The sequence below is a fragment of the Porifericola rhodea genome (assembly GCF_030506305.1).
Taxonomy (GTDB): Bacteria; Bacteroidota; Bacteroidia; order Cytophagales; family Cyclobacteriaceae; genus Catalinimonas; species Catalinimonas rhodea.
In genome coordinates this window covers 3,897,194-3,923,497 of the sequence record NZ_CP119421.1, presented here as the reverse complement: position 1 = coordinate 3,923,497, position 26,304 = coordinate 3,897,194, and the positions used below count along the sequence as shown (strand labels likewise).

Below are 26,304 nucleotides of genomic sequence, written 5' to 3'. Positions count from 1 at the left end.
TTAAATGGTGGTTGACCATGCCTTCATAAAGCATTTAATACATTTCAATAAACTATTTGACCTATTCTTCTAATATTTTTATCTGGGTATTTAGTTCGCTTGTTTTGTTCAGATGACATTTACTATAAATTACTGAAGTTGGCTCCTTCACCTGAAAGGAGGCAGAGTACCATCCTAATATAGGATTGGTATTACCCCTCATCACTTCTGACACTACATTTGTTGGTAAGGTAATTAGAACCGCCCTTGCTTTAGGGTGCTTTAACAAATACTCCCGTTCTGATTTCTGTTGTATTTTTACAGCCGGGTGAAGATGTAATGGCATTTCTATCTGGTGTTCTCCTGTTTTCTTAAAGAGAAGCTGATCAGATATAGAAAGTTCGTCTTTAGTTTTAACAAAACGAAGTCTACGATGATGCTCAATTCCTAGTTTGCTGTAACCATCATGCGTAGCGTGGATCATATCTTCTTCAGCATTTGTATCCTGTGCTACAACTTGTGTTTTATAATGTTTTAGCCACATGGTAGGCCCTGCCACCATCGCCTGGTTTTGACCATCTATAGTAATTGTGTTATGTGCTAATGCACTTAAGAAGTATTGGCGCCATTCTCTTTCAGTATGATAAGTATATGTACCAGAATCAGTAATTATGGGATACCCATCTACATGCAATACAAAAGAAAGCGCATCTGAATGGCCGTGAGCAGCAATTGACAGAAAACCAAGGGGGGCAGCATCAAAGTGAACAAATACTTCACGATTTTTTTTACGCTCCTGCTTGCGCAATATAAAGTGACCTTCTTCAAGATAAAATTTAGAAGTATTATCTTCTGTAGATGTGCTTAGAGCTTCGTACCTCTTTTTACCCTCTGCTCCAAAAAGCACTGCGTTTTTAATATCAAAACCATTATCAAGTTGCTTCCACTGACTATTATTAAACAGTATGGCTCCAGATGTTAGTATGGACTTAAAGTTATCAAAATGATGTTCGGGATCTAGTATAAGTACTTTGCCATCATCTTCGTCACCATAATAAACGATATTTCCACGTAAGTCCATCATCTGGTAGATGTATTCACAAATTTTTTCAAGCATAGAACTATATGCCGGTGAAAAAGAGTGCGAAGCTTTTTGACCTACTATATAAGGAATAAGGAAAAAGTCTGTGATAAACTGAATGTATTCTGCAGCCTCTTCCTTGTTGACCCCTTCTGTAGAATGTTGTAAAGCTATCTCCTGTTCTAAACCTTCCTGAGCATGTGCGAGCCAATGTTCAGACTCTTCAAACTTCCAGAAGCAGGAGGCAATAAAAAGGCCTGCATGCTCACTAATCAGGTGATTGTTAGCAGAGGAATATTTAGACGGGTTTTCATAACTATACCGCATATGGAGGTATATACTTGGTAGCCAGTGTTGGTCTACAAACTTTGAAAATTCCGGATGAGAACTTCTTAACTCATTAACGTTAAGAATCTCCCAACTAAAGAACCATACGATCAAACGTATATTTACTTCTATATTACTATACCAATTTACGCCTCTCAGGTAAGGGTTAGCTTTAAGCCATGAAGAGAGTACCTCCTGAAACTGATTAAGGTAGTGTTCATCTTTAGTTTGGCGATATTGTAGGGCTATTAGAGTAAGAAACTGCATTCTGTTTACCTCCCATACATGCTTGGCACTACCAAACTCCTCTGTACGGATATTAATGTCTTTTGCGAAATCCATAGGAAAACGCTTGCCAGAAGAAATATCCAAATGCCAGTCTATAGTCTGGTTATAATTAAACTGCTGCCCAAAAATTTCTATGCTTTGATTTTCCAGTTTGAAATCAAAATCTCCGATAGATAATAAGCTAGGTGGAGGTTCCTGTAGTGCTACATGCTGAGGAACAAGTTGGTCAAGCTTACGCTTTTCTCTTTTTTTTTGTAGATACTGCTGCACACGAAAGCCAATCTCAGGAACTGACATTGTACGCAGCCGGTAATAGTACCAGGAAAGTGACATAATAAAGGTTTTATCTTTCCACTAAAAGAAAGAGGGTACTGACTTTAATTTGTTAGAATAATTTTTATGCCAATAGATGAATTAAAATCGCAAGCGTACAGTGATCAAAAAATTACTGTCTGCGAAAAAAGTTCTGGCGAACAAATTTATCAAATTAAAAGAATGTCTCTCATTTTAAAACTGCTTTATTAGCAATTTTTTCGTAGAGCTGAATATAAGCCTCAGTCATTTTATCTAAACTAAAGTGATTATCTATTCTATCACGAGAGGCTTTACCCATACGAACTTTCAGGGTTTCATTATCTAGTAGATTGTTAACTTTATCGCAAAGAGCTTCTACATCAAAAGGTTCAATCAGATAGCCGGTTTCCTGATCATTTACAATTTCCGCAGTTCCCCCTCCTATTGATGCAATTACTGGCTTGCCGAGCACCATATACTCAAGAATAGCGTTAGATATACCTTCACCATGAACCTTATGGTTAGTGGTAAGTACCCCAATGTCAAACAAATTGATAATTGACTCTACCTTACTTTGTCTTCCGGTAAAGATGATTTGGTTTTTGCAGTCATTAGGTACCAGTGCTCGCATAGCTTCCAGATTCGCTCCATCCCCAATCGCTAAAAATGTAACATCTTTTCGCTGCTGAACGAGCTTTACTGCTGCCCGTACATAAGTTTCATAATCTTTACGAGCTTCAAATTTACCTACCATACCCACTATAAAGGGGGTACTGATGTTGAATTCTTGCCTTACCTTCTCTTTAGGCAAGAGTGTACCTATTCGTTTTAGATCAAAACCATTATGAATCGCATAGCTTTTGCGTGATGGTGCCTGATAGGCTCTCAGGCCAGCTTCAGAGTTACCCACAATAGCATCTGAAAAAGGAAACGTTATTTTTTTTCTGATTTTAGAACTGCTAAAAAAACTTTGGTAACTTGGTGCGTCAGCAATCGTTGCATTGACAAATGGCAGGTTGAGCAGGCTAACGATAGGCGTAACGTAAACAGAAGCCATAGTTGCCCAGCTCTGTACTATATCCGGTTGCGACTTTTTTATGAGCTTATATATTTTTTTAAAAATGCTAATATCTTTTTTATAAGCCCTTTTTAGAAAGTGAATGGGTATATTCAGTTTATAAAGTTCATCATACTGAACTATATCGGATAGCACAATTAGTTCACAATCAACCCCTCTGCTTTTTAGGCCTTTTAAGAGTTCTATTAACCTTCTTTCTTTGCCTCCGGTATGAAAAGAATCAGTAATCGTTAATATTTTCATGAATTTTGCAATGTCTTTGTTTATAAGCAAAAGTAAAAAAATCCAATTTTATTACATAACAATAAATATTTTAATTTTATTAAAAGTTTTATCAGAAAATTTAAATTTAAACTTTTAATTATTAAATTTGAGTGCAATTTGTTACAACAAACAGGTAAGTTAATATAGCATGGCCTCTTACTTTTATATATACGTTGCAGTTTCTTTTATTTTAGTACTTTATTATGTACGAAAAACTAAACCTGCCTACCCTATTGTAACCTTTCTAGTTTGCTTCTGGATATTTATATCTGATGTAGCAAACATGGATGGAATGAAAATACGTATTGGTGGCGCATTTGATTTGCAACCCCTACGTATACTTTTTCTATTTACAGCCGCATTTCTAGTTATCAGTCCATTTATAGAGCAGTACAAAAAAGATAGAGGTCAGGATATAAAAATTCAGACAAACTATGAGAAGTACCTCATTGCTTACATTCTCACTGCTTCTGCTGTATATATATACCATTTTGCGGGCTCAGATATAAATAAGTTAATTCTTGTACTCACTACCCTTCCTACATTTGTATTAGTCTATTTTATGCTAAAAAAGACTGGTGACCAGGGAATGAAGGATGCATTTAAACTATCGCTGATTAGCGTCGCGGTTATTTCCAGTTTGGTAGCTATTGTACAATTTGTAGGTGATCAATCTTTCTTTAGGGTAAATCCAGATTATGATCGTCCTGCATTTGCAGGGTTACTGCGTTCTACAGGTGTTTTTAGAGATGATTACCTCCACTCTTATGTTGTATTTACTGCTTTAGTATGGGTTGCCTTTAGCGATTTTAAAACTTGGAAAAAAAATGCGCTCATGGGGCTATTCTTTCTCAGCATATTTTTAGCATTTATGAGAATGGGTTATGTAGTAGCTGCCATATTTGCAGTGCATGCAGTAATATATGCAAGTAACGCTACTTTTAAACTAAAGGTACTAGTAGTAACGCTAGCAGCTATTTTCGGAGTATTTTCCATATTCGCAGTAATTAGTTCAGGAATTCTTGAATCATCTGTTGCTCAGGAAAGAATGATGGATGAAGGAACTATGGAACTTCGCTTTGCACTTTTTGAAAAAGCTATACAAGTTAGCTTTAGTGATATACAGGGGCTACTGCTTGGCTATGGAGGCCCCGAAAGTGAAGTATACTACAACGCCATATTTGAGGTAACTGGCAGCCAGACTTGGGCTATGGGTAATAAGGGAGGTTGGCATAATCTCTTTATAGAAATTATGTTTTACACTGGACTTCCTACACTTATACTATTTGCTATCTTTTTAGTGGGTATTGGAAAATACTACCATAGAATAGCCAAGTCTACAAGCCATTTTGAATACTATATCCCTTTCTATATAACTATAGGTTACTTTGTTGCTAACCTAACCTTGGGTTTAGGCTTAGAGACCAACTTTGCAATTATATTGAGCATCTCTGCAGCTATCTTAATCAATCAAAGAAAAACACAACTTCAGGAGACTCAAGTACATGATCTTACAAAAGTATAAACAGAAGGTAGTTGAGCAGACTAAAAGTAAGAAGTTTAAGCAGATCCTCTCTATGCTTACTTCTTCTGCATTAGGCATTGGCTTAGGAATAGGTACCAGTGTAATTAATACAAGGTTATTAGGTCCTGAAAGCTTTGGAGATTTTAAATTTATTCAAAGTATTTTCAATATCATGATGATCTTTTTCTCGGTAGGTATCTTCCATACAGGAGGAAGGTTAATTGCAGATAAGCAATTTCAACATATTAGAAAGAAGATTTTTGGTGGTTTGTTTGGACTTACCTTCCTGATATCAGGCTTGTTTATAGCAACTGTTTTTGTATCATCTTATGTACAGGAATACATATTTGATAATAACCTCGGCTATATCATTCGATACGCTGCTCCTTTTACCTTTGTATTTGTATTTAAGATAGCTCTAGACAAGTTTATGGAGGGTGATAACTTAATACATGAACTGGCAATTTTTCAGATTGCTCCTAAGGTATTATATGTTGTTTTTATCCTTATAGCCAGTCTAGTATTAGAACTCAATTTGATGATAGTTCTAGGAGTATTCTTGCTTACTCAATTAGTTTCTACTGTCTATGGCTACAGCAAGTTTTCACCAGACTTCTCGGGTTTTTCTGAAACTTCCAAACTGATATTTGCTGAAAACAAAGATCATGGCTTTCAAATCTACATAGGTGCTTTAGTAAGTAATGGAACACTCCATTTGAGTAGCTTTATCATAGCTTATTACTTAGACAACACAAATGTCGGATATTTCAATTTAGCTAATACAATTGCTACTCCTCTCTCTATGATTCCCCAGGTAGTAGGAACAGCATATTTTAAAGATTTTGCAAACTCCGACAGAATTCCTAAAAAAGTAATTAGTTCAACTATTCTGATCTCACTTTTAGCGTTTGGAGCATTTATTTTAATGATTAAGTATGTGATTGTTTTTCTTTATTCCGAAGATTACCTACCAGTAGTAACCTTAATCTACTATATCTCATTTGCTTATGTAATACAAGGGCTATACTTAGTCCTTAATAGATTTTTAAGTGCTCATGGGATTGGAAGGGAACTGAAAAATGCATCTTTTATTAGGGGAGCAGTCAATATCATTGGCTTTGTTGTTCTTATTAAGTTAATAGGAACCGTTGGAGCATGTATTACTTTAGTATTCTCTAATGTGTCTTACTTTTTATACTTGGCAATACAGTACAAAAACTTTGTTGCTAAAAGATCCAGCTAACTTATACGGTTATGAATGTTAAAATCATTTTAAAGCAACCATATCCTTATGGTATGGCTTGCACTAATAGAATACATAATTACGCACTTGGCTTAACTGAAGCAGGACATAATGTTGAGATTATCGTTCCTCTACCACTTGAAAAAAAAAGTACAGCCAAAAACAAAAATATATTAGGTAATCATCAAGGTATAGATTACTTGTACGCTAATAACACAACATATAGAAGTAATAACTTTATAAAAAGGCGTATTCAGGATATTGCTGGTCCTCTTTTAGCTGCCAAACATATACTTTTTCAAAAGCAACCTACAGATGTTGTACTTGTAGTAAGCAACTACCTTTATCATATCTTTACTTTTAAGGTAGTCAGTTTAATAACAGGAGCACTATATATTCAGGAGAAAAGTGAATTCCCTTTTGTATTTAAAAAGAAGCCTAGTCTAACAGGCAGAATATTTAGAAATATTCATAACAAGACTATTTATAAGCTTTTTGATGGAATTTTAGTCATTTCAGAATCACTGCATTCTTTTTTTGAATCAAAAATCGGCAAAAATAGTAAACTGTTAAAAGTTCCTGTAATCGTTAATATGAAAGAGTTTCCTTCTCCTGACCCGGAAGCTCCACCTTTTATAGCCTATTCAGGAAACTTGTCAGACAAAAAAGATGGAATAATTAGCTTAATAAAGAGCTTTGCTATAGTAAGTAAAAAACATTCTGAGCTTAAGTTTTATGTAATTGGTAAGGGGGGAATTAAAGACGAGCAAAAAGTTAAAAGACTGATTGCAGAACTAAACTTAGAAAGACAAGTGATACTTACTGGTTATGTATCTAGAGAGGAGCTACTCTATTATTTAAGTAACGCCCTAGCCTTAGTCGTAGCTAAACCTGACACACTGCAATCTAGCACATGCTTTCCAAGCAAAATTGGAGAATATTTAGCCACAGGTAAACCTGTAGTCTCTACTAATGTAGGTGAAATTCCTTATTACCTCAAGGATTTGGAAAATGCCCTACTTGTAAATGCCGGAGATCATGAGGCTTTTGCTCATAAAATTGATTTTATTATTGAAAATCATGACCAAAGCTTGTTAATAGGCAGAAAAGGTAAACTCACCGCTGAAAATAATTTCAATTACAAAACACAAGGAAATAGGATATCTGAATTTCTAGAAAAATTGGCTTTAAAAAAACAAAAGGGTTTTACAAAAAAAACAAATGCTTAATATGAGTGCTCAGAAACCTATTGATATCATCATAACTGGTGACTTCTGTCCTCAACATAGAGTCGAAACACTTTCCACCTCTCAGCAAGCTAGCAAAATCTACGATGACGAGATTTTAAAAGTGTTAACAAATAAGGACCTATCTATCACAAATTTAGAATGTCCTTTAACTAAAGGAGGCAAACCAATAGTTAAAGTTGGCCCCAACCTCAAAGCCTCTCCTGCTTCAATAGAAGCACTTTCTGTAGCAAAATTTGATATTGCTACACTCGCAAACAATCATATTATGGATCAGGGTGATGAGGGAATGAGAGATACTGTAGAAACTTGCCATAATGCAGGAATTAAAACAGTGGGTGTAGGAAATACGCTTGCTGAAGCTCAACGTATATTATATTCAAAAGTAAACTCTCAAACTATTGCCATTATCAATGCTGCAGATCAAGAGTTTTGTGTTGCTGAAGAATCATCTGCAGGCGCTAATCCTATCGATCTTCCCTACCTATACTCTCAGATTTCTGAAGCTAAAAAAAACGCAGATTTTGTTCTGTTAATAGTACATGGAGGTAATGAACATTATCATTTACCAAGTCCAGAACTTAAAAGAACTTATCGTTTTTTTATTGATATAGGTGCAGATGCTGTTGTAAGTCATCATACTCATTTTGCCAGTGGATACGAGGTGTACAAAGGAGCTCCTATCTTTTACAGCCTAGGTAACTTTAATTTCGACAAAGCAATAAAAAAGGCAGATAATTGGTATAAAGGATACTTTGTGAAATTGTCTTTACTTAAAGGAGAAGTTCAAGCCTTTACTATTTATCCTTATACTCAATGTATTGATGAGCCAATTATTAAACTTATGACAGGTAAACTAAAAGAAGATTACCTTAAAACTATAGAGGAGTATAATATCATAATTAAAAACGATAACAAATTGAAAGAGAGTTGGCATCAGTTTACTAAAGCTAACCAACTCATGTATTACTCAAGTATATTTCAATTAAATAAAATTGAAAGGTTTCTTCTAAAAAAGAAGCTATTGAAGTCAGTTATTAACGAAGGGAAGTATCTTCCTCGGCTATTAAACTTATATAGATGTCAGTCACATAGAAGCGCAGTAATTGACATCCTTAACAGAAACTTAAATAAATAATTATGAAAGTTGGTATTCATCAATTTTCCAAACAAAAATTATCTGATTTTGAAGAAATCTATGAAAAGATTCTAATTCATAATCATATTGAAAGTATCAGACTACATGCAAGTCAGCCTGATTTTTGGAAAAAAATTGAAAGCATAGACTTTTTTCTATCCAGATGGCTTGATACTAGTGATCACCACCAACTGGGTCATACTATTCTCCCTATTATTGAAAAAGATTTTAAGAAAGGATGTTTACCTAATTATCATACTTATTGGCATTATGATGATAAAATAAAACAATTTTTTCAGTTAAAAGCTCATGGGTTTCCGGCTATTGATAGTTATGTGTTTTGGGATAAACAAAGCGCATTGAGTTGGATGGATAGTACAGAGCTTCCAGTAATCTTCAAACTCAAGGGAGGAGCAAGTTCCAGTAACGTTATAATGATTAAATCTCGTAATAGAGGCAAAAAACTTATTAAGAAAATTTTTGGTTCGGGATTTATTTCAGGAAAAATACCTGACAAAGGACACGTCAAATATCAAGATTTCGATATAGGCAAGAAAATTAGACATTGGGGAGGGAATCTTCTAAAAACTTTAAACGGAGAAGATATTAATTTTAGATGGCAGTTACATAAGAACTATGCGCTATTCCAAAAATTTATGCCTGATAATACTTTTGATACAAGGGTAGTCGTCATAGGTGGTAGAGCTTTCGCATTTCGTCGATTCAATAGGGAAAACGACTTTAGAGCTTCTGGTAGCAAAAAATTAGATCTAGAACCTGCTAATATTGACTTAAGGTGTATCAAGCTTGCTCAGCAAGTTTCAAGAACACTCAATTATCAATGCATGGCTTATGATTTCTTATATGATGAGCATAATGAACCTGTAATCTGCGAAATATCATATACACATGGCCAAAGTGTAATTAAATGTCCGGGATATTGGGATGAAGAGATGAATTGGCATGAAGGTCATTATTGGCCACAATACTGGCATTTAGTTGATTTACTAGGAATGCCCGAGCTTATACAACCAGATATCACAATTGAAGAAAAATCATTGAATCAAAAGTTCTTCAACATTATTAATAAATAATTAAATGTAGAAGAGGATATATTATGTATCCTCTTCTCTTCAATAAAATTTTAAGAGCTGCGCTTTCACACCCTATTAAAGCTACTCATTAATTAGTGTATTAACATATAAAATATAACTTTTCAAAGTATTCTTTTTTAGCTAGTATCTTCTTCTTGTCTTTTTAAAAGTGAATAGCTTCAGAATAAATTGTTAATGCTATTATTGGTGCATCTGGAGAGAAATGTAAATGTGGTACTGTATTTATAAATTTCATGTTATATCATACGCCACTTTTTATAACTTTTCAAACAATTTTTTTTAATATTCTTATTTTATTATTGGAGAGGCTGAATTCATATACATTAAATAATTTTAAAAATTCAGGCTATATTTATATAAAGTTGATATTTAAGAGCTGGTATATCTATCATTATCATTCTAAAAATGAAAAAAACAGAATATCAAATTAAGATTAACTATTGTATTAATTTAGTGTTTCAAAAAATTTCACTTTTTTTTCTCCTACATATTTCTTCTTAAAACTCATTACCTTACATCGTACTCATCTTTCATTATTATACTTAGTAACCCCTCTCTATTAATCCATATAGGCTTTTTTAACTAAATATTATTTTTGACCCCATGTATCAGTAGTTATATAATTTTTCAAATACTCTCAAATTTACTCATTGACACGTATAAACTTGCTCTTTTTACTAACATAGATAACTAGCTGTCTAGATCAATTGGTGCTCTGATTGATAGTAGTGCAAATGGAAATACAATTTGACACTTTATACAATCAGATAATCATGAGAATTTCTACCTTTAAAGTAGGTTTCATCTTATTACTACTTATTACTAGCACAGCATTAAGTGCATTGGGACAGATAGTGGTTGAAGATGCGGTAATTAGTGATAGTCGTAGTAACTATCTAGTTGTTAGCTTTAATCAGAATATCACCGTCTCTAACGCAGATGGCTTCCGACTTACTGGTGGAGCCGCACGCATTGATAAACTCATCGGTGGAAGTGGTTCCAACCAACTAGTCTTCTCTCTCACCGACTACGCTCTACCTGATGATGACTTCAAACTCCTCTACTGGCCTGAGCTTGGCGATGCCTTTGCCGATGGACTACCGCTCCAGGGGTTTGAAGACTTAGATGTACACAATCAAACTTCCGCTTATCATGGTAAGGGACAAATCTTCTACGTCTCTACATCCGGAAATGATAGCTTTAATGGTACTAGTCCTAAGGCTCCTCTACGTTCTATTGATAAAGCTCTCGACAAAGTAGGACCTGGAGATTTTGTCCTTCTTAAAAGAGGTGACCAGTGGAACGATAACATCATTATCAATAAATCTGGATCCCCTAACAACTACATTACTTTCGGGGCTTACGGTAATGGGAAAAAACCTGTCATCAAAAGTAATGGGGTGAGTGGCTCTACTTCTGAGTTTAAGTATAAAGGCTATATCCTCAAAGGTGCTACCCTGAGTGTAAGAGGAGACTATGTCTTGATTGATAATATCAATGTCATTGTAGATGGACCCGGAAGAGCCAGCGATGATGGAATACAGCTTTTAGGTTGTAAGTATCCTGTCGTTAGCAACTGTGAGGTAAGCGCTACTAATCAGAATGGATACTTTGGTATCAGAACTAATACTTGGGTGTATAACAGCAGCCATAAAGAGTCAGCCCTTTTTAACACAACCCATCCACAGGTGCTTAACTCTGAAGTCTATGGACATTTCCGCTGTCTTATCGGTACCCAGATCTGGCCCTTTGACGGTAGACATACCATACACGAAGGTGGTCGTATTGAGAATTGTATCGCCAGAGATATCGTCAAGGAAGGTAGCAGCGACCCCTGGGAAAATATACTTACCTCTAGAGGGGACATGAACAATTTTGTGATCCGTAAAAACAAAGTCTTCGGATTCTACAGTAACGGTATTGAAACTTATGGGGCTAAGAATATTATTATTGAGCATAATACTATTCACTCTCCTCATAAAAACACCAAATCTGGTAGAGGCATCAAAGCCGGCGGATATAATAGTGCCGGACAAACGGCCAGCGGAGTAGGTGAGCTCTTCAGTGAAAATGTTATTGTACGATATAACACTATCTACAACATCTACCACAACCTTAAGGGCAAGCAAGTGGGTATTACTACCAACAATTCTAAAAGCGGCCAGGTGTACGGTAACCTCATTTACAACATAGGTGAAGTAGGCATTGAAATCAATGGCGCTTTGAACAGCAAAGGCTTCCAAGTTTTTAATAATACCGTGATCAATGCTGGAACCGATGCGCTTAAACTCTATACGCAGGGATCCTATGCAGGAAACGTAGAAATCTGCAACAACATACTACAAGGTAAAGACAAGGATATCAGAGCATTGGTCAGCAGTGGGAAAGCCACTGGAAAAAATAACATCCTGGCGGGTGGTAAAAGTACTGGAGCCTATAACGGCCAGAATGACAAAAGCAACGCCCTCTCATTACTCTTTCTTAACCTCAGCAAAATGGACTTTGGTCTTAGAGAAAACGCTCCCGCTGTAGACCAGGGAGTTGATATGAGTGCTTACAAAAAGGATATCAAAGGTAACCTTATCACTAACAAACCTGATATCGGTGCCTTTGAATATTTTGATGAATCTGCTGTTCCTACTCCAACCCCTACACCAGAGCCAACTCCAGAACCTGAACCAACTCCTACCCCAGAACCTGAAGAGCCTACGGGAGAAAATGGCGTAAACTATAGTTACTACCAGGGAGAATGGACAAGGTTGCCCAACTTTAGCAAAATTCAGGCTGTCAAGTCTGGACAAGTAAGTAACTTCACCTTAAGTCCAAGGAATAGAGAAGAATATTTTGGTTTTGAGTTTTCGGCTTATATCCAAATTGATACGGATGGCACTTACACTTTTTACACTACTTCTGACGATGGCTCTGAGCTATTTATCAACAATCAAAAAATTGTAGATAATGACGGCTTGCATGGAGCCGTTGAAAAGTCTGGCAAAATTTACCTGACTAAAGGGCTACATTCCATTGAAGTGAATTACTTCGAGCGTACCAGAGGCCAGATTTTAGAAGTTGAGTACGCTGGGCCAGGAGTTAGTAAGAAATTAATTCCTACCACAAAATTATTTACAGACAAAGGCAACGCAACACCTTCACCCGAACAGCCTGATGCCGAAGCAGGACTTAATTACAAGTATTACCATGGTGATTGGACGCAACTGCCTGATTTTAGTAAACTTAAAGCTTATAAAAGCGGTAGAATAACTAACTTTAATATTAGTCCAAGAGAGAGAAACGATAAAATTGCTTTTGTATACGAAGGTTACATTCAAATTGATTCCGATGGTACATATACTTTCTATACAACTTCAGATGACGGATCAAAACTGTATATAAATAGCAAAGAGATTGTTAATAATGATGGGCTGCATGGACCAACAGAAAAGTCTGGCAACGTATATCTTACCAAAGGTTTGCATCCTATAAAAGTAACTTTCTTTGAGCGCTCCAGTGGCCAACTATTGGAAGTAAAATATGCAGGACCTGGAGTAAGCAAACAAATAATACCTGGTAGCAAGCTTTATACAGAAAAAACCGACACTACACCTGAGCCAACCCCTACACCAGAACCAGATGAACCAAGTGTAGAAGCAGGATTAAATTATAAGTACTATGAAGGGTATTGGTATCAGTTACCTGACTTTAGCAAATTGAATGTTGAAAAATCTGGTAAAGTGAACAATTTTTCTCTTGAGCCAAGAGAAAGTGAAGAACGGTTTGGCTTTGTATACGAAGGTTACATTCAGATTGATTCTGATGGTACTTATACTTTCTACACCACTTCAGATGACGGATCAAAACTGTATATAAATAGCAAAGAGATTGTTGATAATGACGGTGTACATGCAGCAGAAGAAGTATCAGGTAAAGTTTACTTAACTAAAGGATGGCATCCGATAAAAGTAACTTTCTTTGAGCGTAGTCATGGTGAAGTATTAGAAGTAAGATATGCAGGCCCTGGAGTAAGCAAGAAACTTATTCCTTCTAACAAGCTTGCCTCCAGCTTAAATAATAACGCAAGAGTAGCTTCTTCATCAAAATCCGTAACGAAAAATACTAATGAAACACAAACACTAAAGGATGATAATATCGAGGATTCACTATTTCCAAATACTGGCGAGATATTAGTATACCCCAACCCAGTAGATGCATACCTCAATATTAAGTTTGATCAGATTTATGGATCAGTTAGCCTTAAAATAGTTGACATGAATGGTAGAATAGTTTTAGCCCAGGAGCTATCAAACCCTGGCTTTCAGATTCAATTAGGGATAGAGCAGTATAATTTACCTACAGGTAAATATATCTTATCTCTATCGTCAAATGGTCAGATTATCAAAAATGTAAATCTTCTAAAGCGATAAATACGAAACTTATTCTAACCAAAAAGGGCTATTTTCAATAGCCCTTTTTTTTTGATATTTTTTAAACTAATATCAAAGCCAACATCATTTTTAAGCAAAAACGATAGATATGGTGCAGAAGCAAAAGATTATATTTTTGACATCAGTTGCTTACTTTTGGATAATAACATGCTTAGGTCAATCTGTAAAAGATGCGGTAATTAGTGATAGTCGTAGTAACTATCTAGTTGTTAGCTTTAATCAGAATATCACCGTCTCTAACGCAGATGGCTTCCGACTTACTGGTGGAGCCGCACGCATTGATAAACTCATCGGTGGAAGTGGTTCCAACCAACTAGTCTTCTCTCTCACCGACTACGCTCTACCTGATGATGACTTCAAACTCCTCTACTGGCCTGAGCTTGGCGATGCCTTTGCCGATGGACTACCGCTCCAGGGGTTTGAAGACTTAGATGTACACAATCAAACTTCCGCTTATCATGGTAAGGGACAAATCTTCTACGTCTCTACATCCGGAAATGATAGCTTTAATGGTACTAGTCCTAAGGCTCCTCTACGTTCTATTGATAAAGCTCTCGACAAAGTAGGACCTGGAGATTTTGTCCTTCTTAAAAGAGGTGACCAGTGGAACGATAACATCATTATCAATAAATCTGGATCCCCTAACAACTACATTACTTTCGGGGCTTACGGTAATGGGAAAAAACCTGTCATCAAAAGTAATGGGGTGAGTGGCTCTACTTCTGAGTTTAAGTATAAAGGCTATATCCTCAAAGGTGCTACCCTGAGTGTAAGAGGAGACTATGTCTTGATTGATAATATCAATGTCATTGTAGATGGACCCGGAAGAGCCAGCGATGATGGAATACAGCTTTTAGGTTGTAAGTATCCTGTCGTTAGCAACTGTGAGGTAAGCGCTACTAATCAGAATGGATACTTTGGTATCAGAACTAATACTTGGGTGTATAACAGCAGCCATAAAGAGTCAGCCCTTTTTAACACAACCCATCCACAGGTGCTTAACTCTGAAGTCTATGGACATTTCCGCTGTCTTATCGGTACCCAGATCTGGCCCTTTGACGGTAGACATACCATACACGAAGGTGGTCGTATTGAGAATTGTATCGCCAGAGATATCGTCAAGGAAGGTAGCAGCGACCCCTGGGAAAATATACTTACCTCTAGAGGGGACATGAACAATTTTGTGATCCGTAAAAACAAAGTCTTCGGATTCTACAGTAACGGTATTGAAACTTATGGGGCTAAGAATATTATTATTGAGCATAATACTATTCACTCTCCTCATAAAAACACCAAATCTGGTAGAGGCATCAAAGCCGGCGGATATAATAGTGCCGGACAAACGGCCAGCGGAGTAGGTGAGCTCTTCAGTGAAAATGTTATTGTACGATATAACACTATCTACAACATCTACCACAACCTTAAGGGCAAGCAAGTGGGTATTACTACCAACAATTCTAAAAGCGGCCAGGTGTACGGTAACCTCATTTACAACATAGGTGAAGTAGGCATTGAAATCAATGGCGCTTTGAACAGCAAAGGCTTCCAAGTTTTTAATAATACCGTGATCAATGCTGGAACCGATGCGCTTAAACTCTATACGCAGGGATCCTATGCAGGAAACGTAGAAATCTGCAACAACATACTACAAGGTAAAGACAAGGATATCAGAGCATTGGTCAGCAGTGGGAAAGCCACTGGAAAAAATAACATCCTGGCGGGTGGTAAAAGTACTGGAGCCTATAACGGCCAGAATGACAAAAGCAACGCCCTCTCATTACTCTTTCTTAACCTCAGCAAAATGGACTTTGGTCTTAGAGAAAACGCTCCCGCTGTAGACCAGGGAGTTGATATGAGTGCTTACAAAAAGGATATCAAAGGTAACCTTATCACTAACAAACCTGATATCGGTGCCTTTGAATCAATTCCAAAAAATAACTGATGTTACCTTTCAATTATGGTTTGGTAAATTTTTAGTATTCGCTCTCTTACGTTTTCAGAAGCAAAGTTCTCAAGTGCTTTCTTGTGATTTATTCTAACCATTCTTTCATATAGTTCGGGGTTTTGAACTATTTTCTTTAGCATATCTGTGAACACTGATGGCTCTTTACTTTCAGTTAAAAATCCATTCTCTCCATCACCTACCGAATCTGCTATACCTGCATTGTATCTGGAGACGATAGGCATACCATATAACATACCTTCAAGAATGTTGGTAGGCATCCCCTCTCCATAGTAAGTTGGAAACAAAAATATATGAGCCTTATGTAGCTCTATTCCTTTGCCTTCACCTCTTACATAACCAGTAAAAGTAACGTTTGGAACTCTCTGCTCTTCTACTACTTTTTTAGCATCATTTAAAGCACTACCATCACCTGCAATAATAAGTTCAAAAGACTTATCCGGTAAGTCATCCTGGAGCTTTTTGAAAGCATTGATAGTGATAAAAACTCCTTTAGTTTCTTCTATTCTGGAGAGAAACAAAATCCTACAATGATTTAGCTTTTTATAAGTTGTTATTTTTTCTTCTAAAGAAAACCCTTCCAGAAATGAAGTATCAGCAACTGTAGTTTCAATCCAGAATTTTGTGTGTGACTCACTACACCCCAAACTTATAAGCTTTCTTCTAAAAGAGTCACTGAGTACAATAATGTCCTTACATCTTTTAAAAGAATGGTTAAAGAAAAACTTCAAATAGCTTTTATTATGTATCCTTAATTCAAACTCATCAGACCAACCATGAAAGAACACCAAAGTTTTTTTTCGTAGAAGGTGAGAAAGAATTACATATAGGCCATCTCTAATAAAAGACTTTAAGTTCAATGAAGGATTAATATGTACAAGCTTAATATTGCCTTTTCGTAACAATTTAATAAACGCTATATAGTTAGTAAGCATCCGCCATACCACACCATATAAAGATTCATCTTTTTCAGGGCTGACAAAAAAGTACTCTACTTCGGCAACTTCTTCCAGTTTAAGTGTTTCGTAATAATTACTAACTCCTCCTGGTACTCTGAGATCTGGCGTTAATACTAATATCTTATACTCCATCAATTACTTTTACAAATTAGTTTCAACGATTTTGACAAGGTTAGCTTCTAATGCATCTGCAGTAAAGTTTTCTTTATAATCTAAGTAAGCTTGCTCGCCCAATACTTTCTTGTTGTAAGTGCCAGAATCAATTTTATTGAGTATTGAAGGAATCTCTGTTTCTGGGTTATTATAAAGAATTCCAGATTTGTTGTGCTCTAGATATTCGCGGATCGCTGGGAAGTTAGAGGCAAGAATAGTTTTTTTGTGACGCATATATGCCAGTAAAACCATGTGTCCTGATGCACCTGCTTCAGGATCCTTCATAGGGAGTATACAAATGTCTGAGTGTACGACTAGAGATTCAAATTCACGTTTATCTATATCCTTCTTTACAATGATATTTGAAGGAAGGTTGCTTAGATCTTTCAGATCACTATTTAGTTGAGAACCTACTATTATTAGATTTTTATCTAAACCCCTGAAAGTTTCTATAAGAGTAGAATAGTTTCTATTCGTAAAACCTCCGGCAAAACAATACTCATTGAATGGTGGAACATAGTCATCGTCAAACAACTCTACTGGTTTCTTCCAGTCCCCTAATTTAAAACAAGTTAATTTTTTTTCAGGTATACCAAGTCTTTCAGCATACAAAGGAATTTCATAGATAGAATTAAGCACCATGACTTCATGCTTAAGCCTTAAAAAGCGTAAAACCACTTTAAATACTTTATAAGCTGAATCTGAATGGATAAAAAAACCGAACCACAACAGCTTTTTGTACTTTATGATACCAAGTCTAATCAATAACTTAATCACTAAAGCACTATAACCTGTGACTATTATGACTTCAGAATTTGATATTTTTTTGATGTTTCTTAACACAAAAAGAATGTCACTCAAAAAGAAGAGAATAAGTTCTTTTCTTGTTTTGATCCCTTTAGATGTCTCACCATTATTAATATCCTGAAAACCATATCGGGTTACAAGTATGTCTGTTTCATGCCGAAAAACATTTCTACGGCTTCTCACTATTACTTTTTTCATTGTAATAATACTAGTATAATTAGGTCTTGGTTAATATCTGAAAATTATATCTTCATGTAATTATGAAGACATCATATAATTATTTGATCGTAATAGAGTACTTTGTTAAATGCAAAAATCACTAGATAAAAAATTAAAACGGTAATTATTGGCATTACTCTATGTTTGAATAAAGTTGGTAAAGACAGCTAAGCACTGCATCTGGAAAATGTCTTTTACTTACAATTTTATACGAACGTTCACCATACAGTTTTAATTTAGAAGGGTCATTTAACAACTGTAGCAAAGCAGATTTTAAAGCCTCAAGATTACCTGGCTCTATTAGACTACCATTATATCCATCTTCTATTATCTCTGGTATACCCCCTACAGTAGTTGATATTACTGCCTTTGAGTATGCCATTGCTTCTAGAATAGAAATAGGCAGCCCCTCATTATAAGATGGCAAAACATATATATCAGCCTTATGAATAGCTTTTGCTTTTTGTTCACCCTCCACAAAGCCAATGTACTCTACCATTTCACTTAGTCCCATCTCACTTATATTACTTTTTAACCTATCAATATCACCATCTCCTCCAACCTTTAATTTAAAATGAGCCTTAAAAAAAGACACATCAGTTGAAAAAACTTTTAACAAGTCAAATATACCTTTGCGATCACCAACTCTACCTAGAAATAAAAGATTTAAATATTCATTCTTTACATGAGAGCTACGGTTCACTACACTTGGCGCCTCAACTATGTTTGGTACTATTTCAATCTTTTTTGGTCTAAACTCACTGTTAAAAAAGTTCTGCCACCATTTAGACAACACAATAAGTGTATCAGCATTATTGATCATATACTGAATTCGCTTCCTTACAAAAGGTGAAGTATCTTTATAAAAAAGATGAAATCCAGCTCCATGCATATGGTAGACTACTTTTCTACCCATTATTCTAGTAAGCTTGAAATACACATATTTACGAAAAAAGCTTCCTTTTGAAGCACCATGTATGTGCACAATTTTATAGTTCTTGTTTGCTAACAGTTTCCAAGTAAAAATTATCAAAAGAAAAGGAAAGGATATCGTAGTTATAACAATATTAGATGATGTTGTACTGGGAACGTAGTTGAAATCTGTAATTGCTTTTTTATAACCCATAATAACAGAAGATATTCCACCTTTCCAATACTTATAATTTGGAGCTACGAAAAGGACTTTATTAAATATGGATTCTGCCATTATAAACTCTACTCTTAATTAATCTTAAAAAATATTAGAATAGTTATATTATTTTAAGCGCATAAAAAAAGGGAAAGCGCATGTTATATTAGGCTTCCCCTTTTTTATTAAGCAAAAGGATTTTTAAGTGCCTTCTTCTTGGTCTTGGTGTAGTAACCTTTATCGTTGCTGAGATAACCATAGCCATACTCACCGCTATGTTTAACATCATTGAACAACAAGTATAGATTCTTGATCTTATTGTTCTTGTAAAGGTCATTAATGCCTACCAGTATGTTTTTGTTGGTATACTTATAGCGAACCACAAAAAGGTTAATATCAAAATGTTTGATTAACACAAAGTAGTCTGCTACATAACCGATTGGGGGTGTCTCCACGATTATTTTATCGTAACGACCTTTTAATTCCTCAAATAATCTTTCTGCATTCGCAGACTCAAACAATTTAGTAGGGTCGTCTTGTGGAGATCCGGGCGCAATAACATCCAGATTTCTAAATTCGGTAGGCTGTATCACATTATCCAGAGAAGTGAACTCCTGTAAATAATCTGTTAATCCGGGGCCTTTCAAGTCAAAATAATCCTGAATTCTAGGCTTCCTCAGGTCGCCGCATATTAACAAAGTACGCTTACCAGAATCAGCATAAGTAGCAGCGATATTTGCAGAACAGAATGTTTTTCCTTCACCACTAATAGAAGAAGTGATACCAATTACCTGATCTTTTACATCCTGATGGAAGTATTGCAGATTAACTCTAACAAACTTAAATGATTCCGCTATAGCTGAGTTAGGATATTTTTTAAGAACTAATCCAGCATCCTTAGGTCCGTTCGCGATCATACCCAATAAAGGTACTTTGGTTTTGTTCTCTAGTTCTTCTTTATCGCTTACACGGTTGTCCAGATAATCTGACACTACAATGAAAGCTAGAGGAAAGCTTAGCCCCAGAATTACTGCTGCAAATAGGAACAAAGGAGTTTTAGGCCATACTGGTCCGTTACCCTGTACTTCTGCTCTCTCTATAGTCTCAACATTTGTAGTATTGGTAGCCAGAATAATTTCCGCCTCAGCTTTTTTCTCCATTAAAGCGTCATACTTGTCTTTGTAAAATTCATAGTTACGCTCCATCACAGAAAGCTGTCTTTCACTCTGAGGCAATGTGTTAGCATCTGCTCTTAGCTGATATATTTCTCTGTTTAGCCTGCTCTGTGTTGTAGAAAGTGAAGAAACTATACCGGATACATTGTCTTTTATAGCTTGTCTTAAATCAGCCACATCACGCTCTAGCTGAGTTACCAATGGGTTAGAGTCAGTGGCATTATACTTCATTTGCTGAAGTCTGCTGCTTAATTGCACATAGTTGTCGATCAGTTTGTTGAAGAACGGGTCTGTAATTCCAACCGCAGCAGGAGCGACAATTTTCCCACTTTGAGAATCATCGTTAAGTGATCTTAAAGTACTTCTGTAGTAAGAAAGCTGGTCATCTACTGTAGCTTTTTCCTGCTCAAGTCTATCTAAACGATTATATAAGCTATTTTTTGCATAGTCTACATCCAGTATGTTTGAAGAAGACTTAAAGTTCTGTAGTTGAAGCTCCGCATCTTTGAGTGAGTCAGTAACTACAGCTAGTCTTTTGTTTATAAACTCCAGCGAGTTTTCACCTTTAGAATTTTTTGTATTCAGCACATTGCCAGCATAGGCCTCAATCAAAGAGTTAATAAATTTTTCACCTTTGGCGGGTATATTAATTTCCATCGCCAGGTTTACAACGCGCGAGTTCTGATCAGTAACATCTACCGGAGTAACTGCCAGCATAGATTTATAGCTGTCTATAAGCGACTTAGTAGAATTTATTTTAAAAGCCAGATCATACTCCTCTGTGCTAACTAAAGAATTAGGGTCTGCATCTACAGTAATAGTTAGATATTTAGACTCTATTTTCTGCCCGAGTTTTACATCTTCAGAAAATGATATTTCAGGTATGATACCAGAAAACTCCTGCGTCTCAAAATTGAATGCTCTTACTTCTTCTGCATGTGCTTCAATTTTCACTACATCTTCAGACACAAAAGATACGTGTATAGGCACTCCAACTAACTGAAACTGTGAGCTATCTATACTTACCTGTATAGGAAAATCCTCATACCGCTCATTCATCCACTTTTCCTTAAGAAATCCAGGCCAGAATTTCTCAGTTGTATAGTAAGACACATCAAAGCCTAACCCATCAATAGCCGCACCAATCATACGTTCGGAGGTCAGCTTGGCAATTTCGTTAGTAAGGGCAATTTTACCTTCATCTCTGCTGTTAGCTTGTCCCCTGTCATCAAGCAACTCATCTACTTCAGTAGATCCTCTTTCTCTAGCCTCAAACAGTATGCTTCCCTGTACAGCATAGCGCTTTTCGGCAAATTTGCTATACACGATTGCTATGGCTAAAAAGAACAGACAGCTTAATGCAAACCAATACCACTTTGTCTTGATTTTATAAAGTAGCGGTAGTATATCCGCGCTGCCTTCATTAACTCTTTTAATGTTTTCCATCGTTGAAAATGTTAATTAATTCTACTGAGTGAGGTTTACATAAGCATTGATAAACAAAGCCAGGGTAGTTAGTGCTGAGAAAACAACACCCAGAGGCTCTAAGTTTGCTCTCTTCACCTGTTCTTTACTTGGTTCTACATAGAGCACATCATTGGGTAACAAAAAGAAGTATTTTGAGTTCATTAATCCTGCATCTCTTAAGTCTAACAGAATTACCTCTGAGCCATCATTAGTCTGGCGAATAAGTTTGACCTCATCTCTGCTTCCAAATTGAGTAATGTCTCCTGCCATTGCCAGTGCTTCCAGTATGTTGGCCTGGCCATTATATATTAAATGGTAGCCAGGGTTGTTAACTTCTCCTAACACAGAAATTTTGAAACTCACTAGCTTTACTTCAACTGAGGCATTGTTAAGGTACTTATCTATTTCAGTTTGTACAAGCGTTTCCGCCTCGTTAACCGTTAAGCCATCTACTTTTACCTTACCAACAATTGGAATGCTAATAAAGCCACCATCGTCAACGGAATAGCCTGAAAGGTAAAGATATGCAGGGTTTACATTCCCGTTAACCATGTTGCCACTACTCTTAGAAAATAAGGCGGTTGTAGTAGGATCAGGGTTTCTTACATCAATTTGAAGTACATCATTAACCTGTACACGATAATCAGGTCTTCTATTTTTTATTGAAGTTGGATATTCTTTATTGAACTCACTATCCTGAAGGTAAACCAGTTCTTTTTTTGAGTAGCATCCGGCGAGGAGTACCAATGCGAATAGTATCAATCCAAGCCGTAAAGTGAAGTTTCTTTTTTTCATTCGGAAAAAATTATACACAAGCAATATATTTTTAAATTATTCTTATATATCCTTTACAAAAGTAATTATTAAAAGCAGATTTAAAAAATTTTGGCTTCAAAAAAATTATACTATTCTTATTATTTTTTGAATAATAAGACATAAAAACCTCAGAAATAGCGCAATAATTCACTTAAAGCTTAAAAATACTCATACCCTCTAATAAGAAATCACTCCAGTAACCCGGAGTGATTCCTAAAATTTTTATATAAATGCAGGTGTAATAAAAACACCTTTTATATCAAAAACTGCTTAATCTAGCTCAAAAATGAAGCCAATGTATTACTATGTAATTGTTTAGCTTCGTGTAGATTCATAAACTTTTCGCCATCTACTATCATATCACTTCCATTAACTTCACCTATATGCTGAAAATCAACCAGCGCCGCATCTAATGCCTCTTCAAGAGCCTGAGTATTATTCTCACTTACACTTACTACTACTCTTCCCTGTGCTTCTCCAAAAAGATAGGCATCCTTGCGAATAGAATTATCGGTATTAATCCTAAAACCTTTGTTTCCAGCGAGCGCAGACTCAGCTAAAGTGATAAAAAGCCCACCATCAGAGATATCATGTGCAGACTTTATAAGTCCTTTCTCTATTAACATTTTAACGGCTGCCTGCATCTGATATTCTTCGTCCAGATTAAAATAAGGCACAGTAGAGCTTTTTACTTTGCAGTAGCTATATAGGTACTCTGAACTGGCAAGGTCAGCATTTACTTTACCTATCAGATAAAGCTGATCATTATCATTCTTAAAATGCATTGTCATTTTTTTGTCATAATGATCTAGCAAACCTAACATACCTATAACCGGCGTGGGGAATACCGCACCACCGTCGTTAGACTGGTTGTAAAAACTTACGTTTCCACCCGTAACTGGCGTATTAAACTTCTCGCAAGCTTTTTTCATTCCCATAATTGCATGCACAAATTGCCAGTAAACCTCTGGATTATATGGGTTGCCAAAATTTAGGCAGTTGGTGATGGCTACAGGCTCTCCTCCCGAGCAAACAATATTACGTGCAGACTCTGCCACTGCGATAGCGCAGCCTTCTTCAGGATCAGCATGTACATAGCGACCGTTACAGTCCACGGTTACTGAGATAGCTTTATTTGTACCTTTTATACGTACCACTGCGGCATCTGCGGGATCATTGGTAGTTGTTGTACCGGTTCCAATCATAGAGTCGTACTGTTCGGCTACCCACTGGCGAGACGCAATATTAGGATGACTCAACAGAAATTTAGCTACTTCAGAATAGCTTTCAGGTTGTGGAATGCTATCCGGATTAAACTGTTTGAATTCCTGATAATAAGCGGGCTCTTTGTACTCACGGTGGTATACCGGAGCACCTCCACCTAATACCAGATCATGAGCAGGCACATCAGCTACCAGCTCCCCCCCCTGATAGAATTTCAGGCTTTTATCTTCGGTTACTTCTCCAATCTGCGCACAATTAAGGTCCCACTTCTTAAAAATATCTAGAACTTCCTGCTCTTTACCTTTCTTAACCACAATAAGCATTCTCTCCTGAGACTCAGATAAGAGTATTTCAAAAGGGAGCATACCCTCCTGTCTCAGTGGCACTTTGTCCAGCCAGATATTCATGCCATGTTCTCCTTTGGCGCTCATTTCAGAGGTAGAACAGATAATACCTGCTGCACCCATATCCTGAATACCAATAACTGCTCCGGAAGCAATAACTTCAAGGCTGGCTTCCAGTAATAGTTTTTCCTGAAAAGGGTCACCTACCTGTACAGAAGGCAGATCGTTCAGGGAGTCTTCGCTAATGTCTTTAGAAGCAAACGCAGCACCATGTATACCGTCTTTTCCTGTAGCAGAACCAACGATAAAGACGGGGTTACCTGCGCCATAAGATATAGCCGATGCAGTTTTGTCAGTTTCTACAATTCCTGCGGAGAAGGCATTTACTAAAGGGTTTACCTGATAGCAAGAGTCAAAATATAATTCACCACCTACTGTAGGTATGCCAAAAGCATTACCATAGTCACCTATCCCCTTCACTACTCCTTTGAGTAACCACTGGGTTTTCGCATTGCTAAGGTCACCAAAGCGTAGTGAGTTAAGCTGGGCGATAGGCCTGGCTCCCATGGTAAAAATATCGCGGTTAATACCACCAACTCCGGTAGCTGCTCCCTGGTAGGGCTCTATGGCAGAGGGGTGGTTATGAGATTCAATTTTAAAGCTGCAAGCCAGTCCATCGCCAATATCTACCAGTCCGGCATTCTCTTCTCCGGCTTCGGCCAGCATACGATCAGAAGACTTGGGGAGTTTTTTTAACCAAACGATAGAGTTTTTGTAAGAGCAGTGCTCTGACCACATTACTGCGAAAATACTCAGCTCGGTAAAGTTTGGAGTCCTTCCCAGGATCTCTTTAATTTTTTGAAATTCTTCTTCTAGTAAACCTAGATCAAGGGCGGTTTGTACGGTTGTGAGCTCCTCTTTCAACTTTTTGCCAATTTTTAGTGAATGATGGCGCAATTTACAATAAGTTGATAGGAATAATAAAAAAACTTCAAACTAAAGCTTTTGCTTACACGAGCTCACAAACCATGGATAGGCTTAGCCTCTCTTTTGTAGGAGAGCAAACTCTTTGGCAAAATATGTAAGGATGATGTCTGCTCCTGCTCTTTTAATACAAGTGAGAGCCTCCTGCATACATTGTTCTCCGTTGAGCCACCCCTTTTCGCTGGCAGCTTTAATCATAGCATACTCGCCACTTACATGATATGCCGCTACCGGAAGGGCGTAATTATCTTTTAGCATACGAATTACATCCAGATACGGGATGGCGGGCTTCACCATTAAAATATCAGCACCTTCTTCTACATCCAGATCTGCCTCTATTAATGCCTCAGTACGGTTAGCCGGATTCATCTGATAAGTTTTTTTATCTCCTGCCTTTGGTGCAGAATTTAAAGCATCTCTAAAGGGGCCATAAAAAGCACTGGCGTATTTGGCAGTGTAGGACATAATTCCAACATCGGTATAGCCGTGAGCGTCCAGCAACTGGCGCAGGTAACCTACTCTACCATCCATCATATCTGAGGGGCCTAACATATCCGCTCCCGCTTCTGCCTGGGCTAAAGCCATTTTGCCCAGTACCTCAAGCGTTTCGTCATTAAGTATTTTACCGTCTTTAACGATACCATCATGCCCATCTGAGCTATAAGGGTCCATAGCTACATCAGTGACTAATGTTACTTCAGGAAAGCTCACTTTTATCTTACGGATTGCACTTACAAACAAGCCTTCTGGATTATGACTTTCACTTGCCATAGGATCTTTAAGCTCATCGCTAATGGAGGGGAAAGGAGCAAAAGTACGTATTCCTAACTCTACACAGCTCTGTATTTCTTCTAAAATGAGGTCGCTACTATAGCGATAGATACCGGGCATAGAAGAGACTTCTACTTTTTGCTTGTCTCCTTCAATTAGAAAAAGGGGAAAGATTAGATCTTCCACCCCTACTTTATTTTCCTGTACCATATTACGAATGGCAGCAGATTTACGATTTCTTCTAGGTCTTCTGACTTGCATTTGCTATGAGA

General features: G+C 36.7%; 16 protein-coding genes. 7 read left to right on the top strand and 9 right to left on the bottom strand.

Annotation, left to right across the window (positions count from 1 at the left end; translation table 11 throughout):
- Positions 1-61: 61 nt before the first annotated feature.
- Positions 62-2,008 (bottom strand): alginate lyase family protein, encoded by a 1,947-nt coding sequence (locus tag PZB74_RS16140; protein ID WP_302237945.1) that lies wholly within the window; start codon positions 2,006-2,008, stop codon positions 62-64.
- Between the two features lie 169 nt (positions 2,009-2,177).
- Positions 2,178-3,290 (bottom strand): glycosyltransferase, encoded by a 1,113-nt coding sequence (locus PZB74_RS16135; RefSeq protein WP_302237943.1) that lies wholly within the window; start codon positions 3,288-3,290, stop codon positions 2,178-2,180.
- Positions 3,291-3,603: 313 nt separating this feature from the next.
- Here PZB74_RS16135 and PZB74_RS16130 point away from each other — a divergent pair, with 313 nt between their 5' ends.
- The 7 genes from PZB74_RS16130 (at position 3,604) to PZB74_RS16100 (ending at position 15,963) form a co-directional block, all read left to right on the top strand.
- The gene (locus PZB74_RS16130; RefSeq protein WP_302237941.1) at positions 3,604-4,836 is read left to right on the top strand and encodes an O-antigen ligase family protein; all 1,233 of its coding nucleotides are present in this window, start codon (positions 3,604-3,606) and stop codon (positions 4,834-4,836) included.
- Positions 4,817-6,079: a lipopolysaccharide biosynthesis protein gene (locus tag PZB74_RS16125; protein ID WP_302237939.1), complete on the top strand. Its 1,263-nt coding sequence runs from the start codon at positions 4,817-4,819 to the stop codon at positions 6,077-6,079. The genes PZB74_RS16130 and PZB74_RS16125 overlap by 20 nt, the downstream gene beginning before the upstream one ends.
- Positions 6,080-6,090: 11 nt before the next feature.
- Positions 6,091-7,308 carry a glycosyltransferase gene (locus tag PZB74_RS16120; protein WP_302237938.1) on the top strand — a complete coding sequence of 406 codons (1,218 nt, stop codon included), beginning with the start codon at positions 6,091-6,093 and terminating at the stop codon, positions 7,306-7,308.
- Position 7,309: 1 nt separating this feature from the next.
- Positions 7,310-8,464 carry a CapA family protein gene (locus tag PZB74_RS16115; protein ID WP_302237936.1) on the top strand — a complete coding sequence of 385 codons (1,155 nt, stop codon included), beginning with the start codon at positions 7,310-7,312 and terminating at the stop codon, positions 8,462-8,464.
- 2 nt (positions 8,465-8,466) lie between these two features.
- On the top strand, positions 8,467-9,558 hold the full coding sequence (locus tag PZB74_RS16110) for an ATP-grasp domain-containing protein (protein ID WP_302237934.1): 1,092 nt from the start codon (positions 8,467-8,469) through the stop codon (positions 9,556-9,558).
- Between the two features lie 794 nt (positions 9,559-10,352).
- A complete protein-coding gene (locus PZB74_RS16105; RefSeq protein WP_302237933.1) occupies positions 10,353-14,000 on the top strand; it encodes a PA14 domain-containing protein in 3,648 nt (1,215 codons plus the stop codon).
- 109 nt (positions 14,001-14,109) lie between these two features.
- Entirely contained in the window at positions 14,110-15,963 is a 1,854-nt protein-coding gene (locus PZB74_RS16100; protein ID WP_302237931.1) for a right-handed parallel beta-helix repeat-containing protein, read from the top strand.
- A 2-nt stretch (positions 15,964-15,965) separates the two neighbouring features.
- Here the strand turns inward: PZB74_RS16100 and PZB74_RS16095 are convergent, their stop codons facing one another.
- The 7 genes from PZB74_RS16095 to hemB form a co-directional block, all read right to left on the bottom strand.
- Positions 15,966-17,075: a glycosyltransferase family 4 protein gene (locus tag PZB74_RS16095; RefSeq protein WP_302237929.1), complete on the bottom strand. Its 1,110-nt coding sequence runs from the start codon at positions 17,073-17,075 to the stop codon at positions 15,966-15,968.
- Positions 17,076-17,084: 9 nt separating this feature from the next.
- Complete coding sequence (locus tag PZB74_RS16090; protein ID WP_302237926.1) at positions 17,085-18,101, bottom strand: glycosyltransferase; 1,017 nt, start codon at positions 18,099-18,101, stop codon at positions 17,085-17,087.
- A gap of 154 nt (positions 18,102-18,255) precedes the next feature.
- A complete protein-coding gene (locus PZB74_RS16085; RefSeq protein ID WP_302237924.1) occupies positions 18,256-19,329 on the bottom strand; it encodes a glycosyltransferase family 4 protein in 1,074 nt (357 codons plus the stop codon).
- A gap of 107 nt (positions 19,330-19,436) precedes the next feature.
- Complete coding sequence (locus tag PZB74_RS16080) at positions 19,437-21,872, bottom strand: GumC family protein (protein ID WP_302237922.1); 2,436 nt, start codon at positions 21,870-21,872, stop codon at positions 19,437-19,439.
- A gap of 21 nt (positions 21,873-21,893) precedes the next feature.
- On the bottom strand, positions 21,894-22,688 hold the full coding sequence (locus tag PZB74_RS16075) for a polysaccharide biosynthesis/export family protein (protein WP_302237920.1): 795 nt from the start codon (positions 22,686-22,688) through the stop codon (positions 21,894-21,896).
- 296 nt (positions 22,689-22,984) lie between these two features.
- Positions 22,985-25,234, bottom strand: coding sequence for a phosphoribosylformylglycinamidine synthase subunit PurL (purL, locus tag PZB74_RS16070; protein WP_436837109.1), 2,250 nt, complete (start codon positions 25,232-25,234; stop codon positions 22,985-22,987).
- An 81-nt stretch (positions 25,235-25,315) separates the two neighbouring features.
- Entirely contained in the window at positions 25,316-26,293 is a 978-nt protein-coding gene (hemB, locus tag PZB74_RS16065; RefSeq protein ID WP_302237918.1) for a porphobilinogen synthase, read from the bottom strand.
- Between the last annotated feature and the right edge of the window lie 11 nt (positions 26,294-26,304).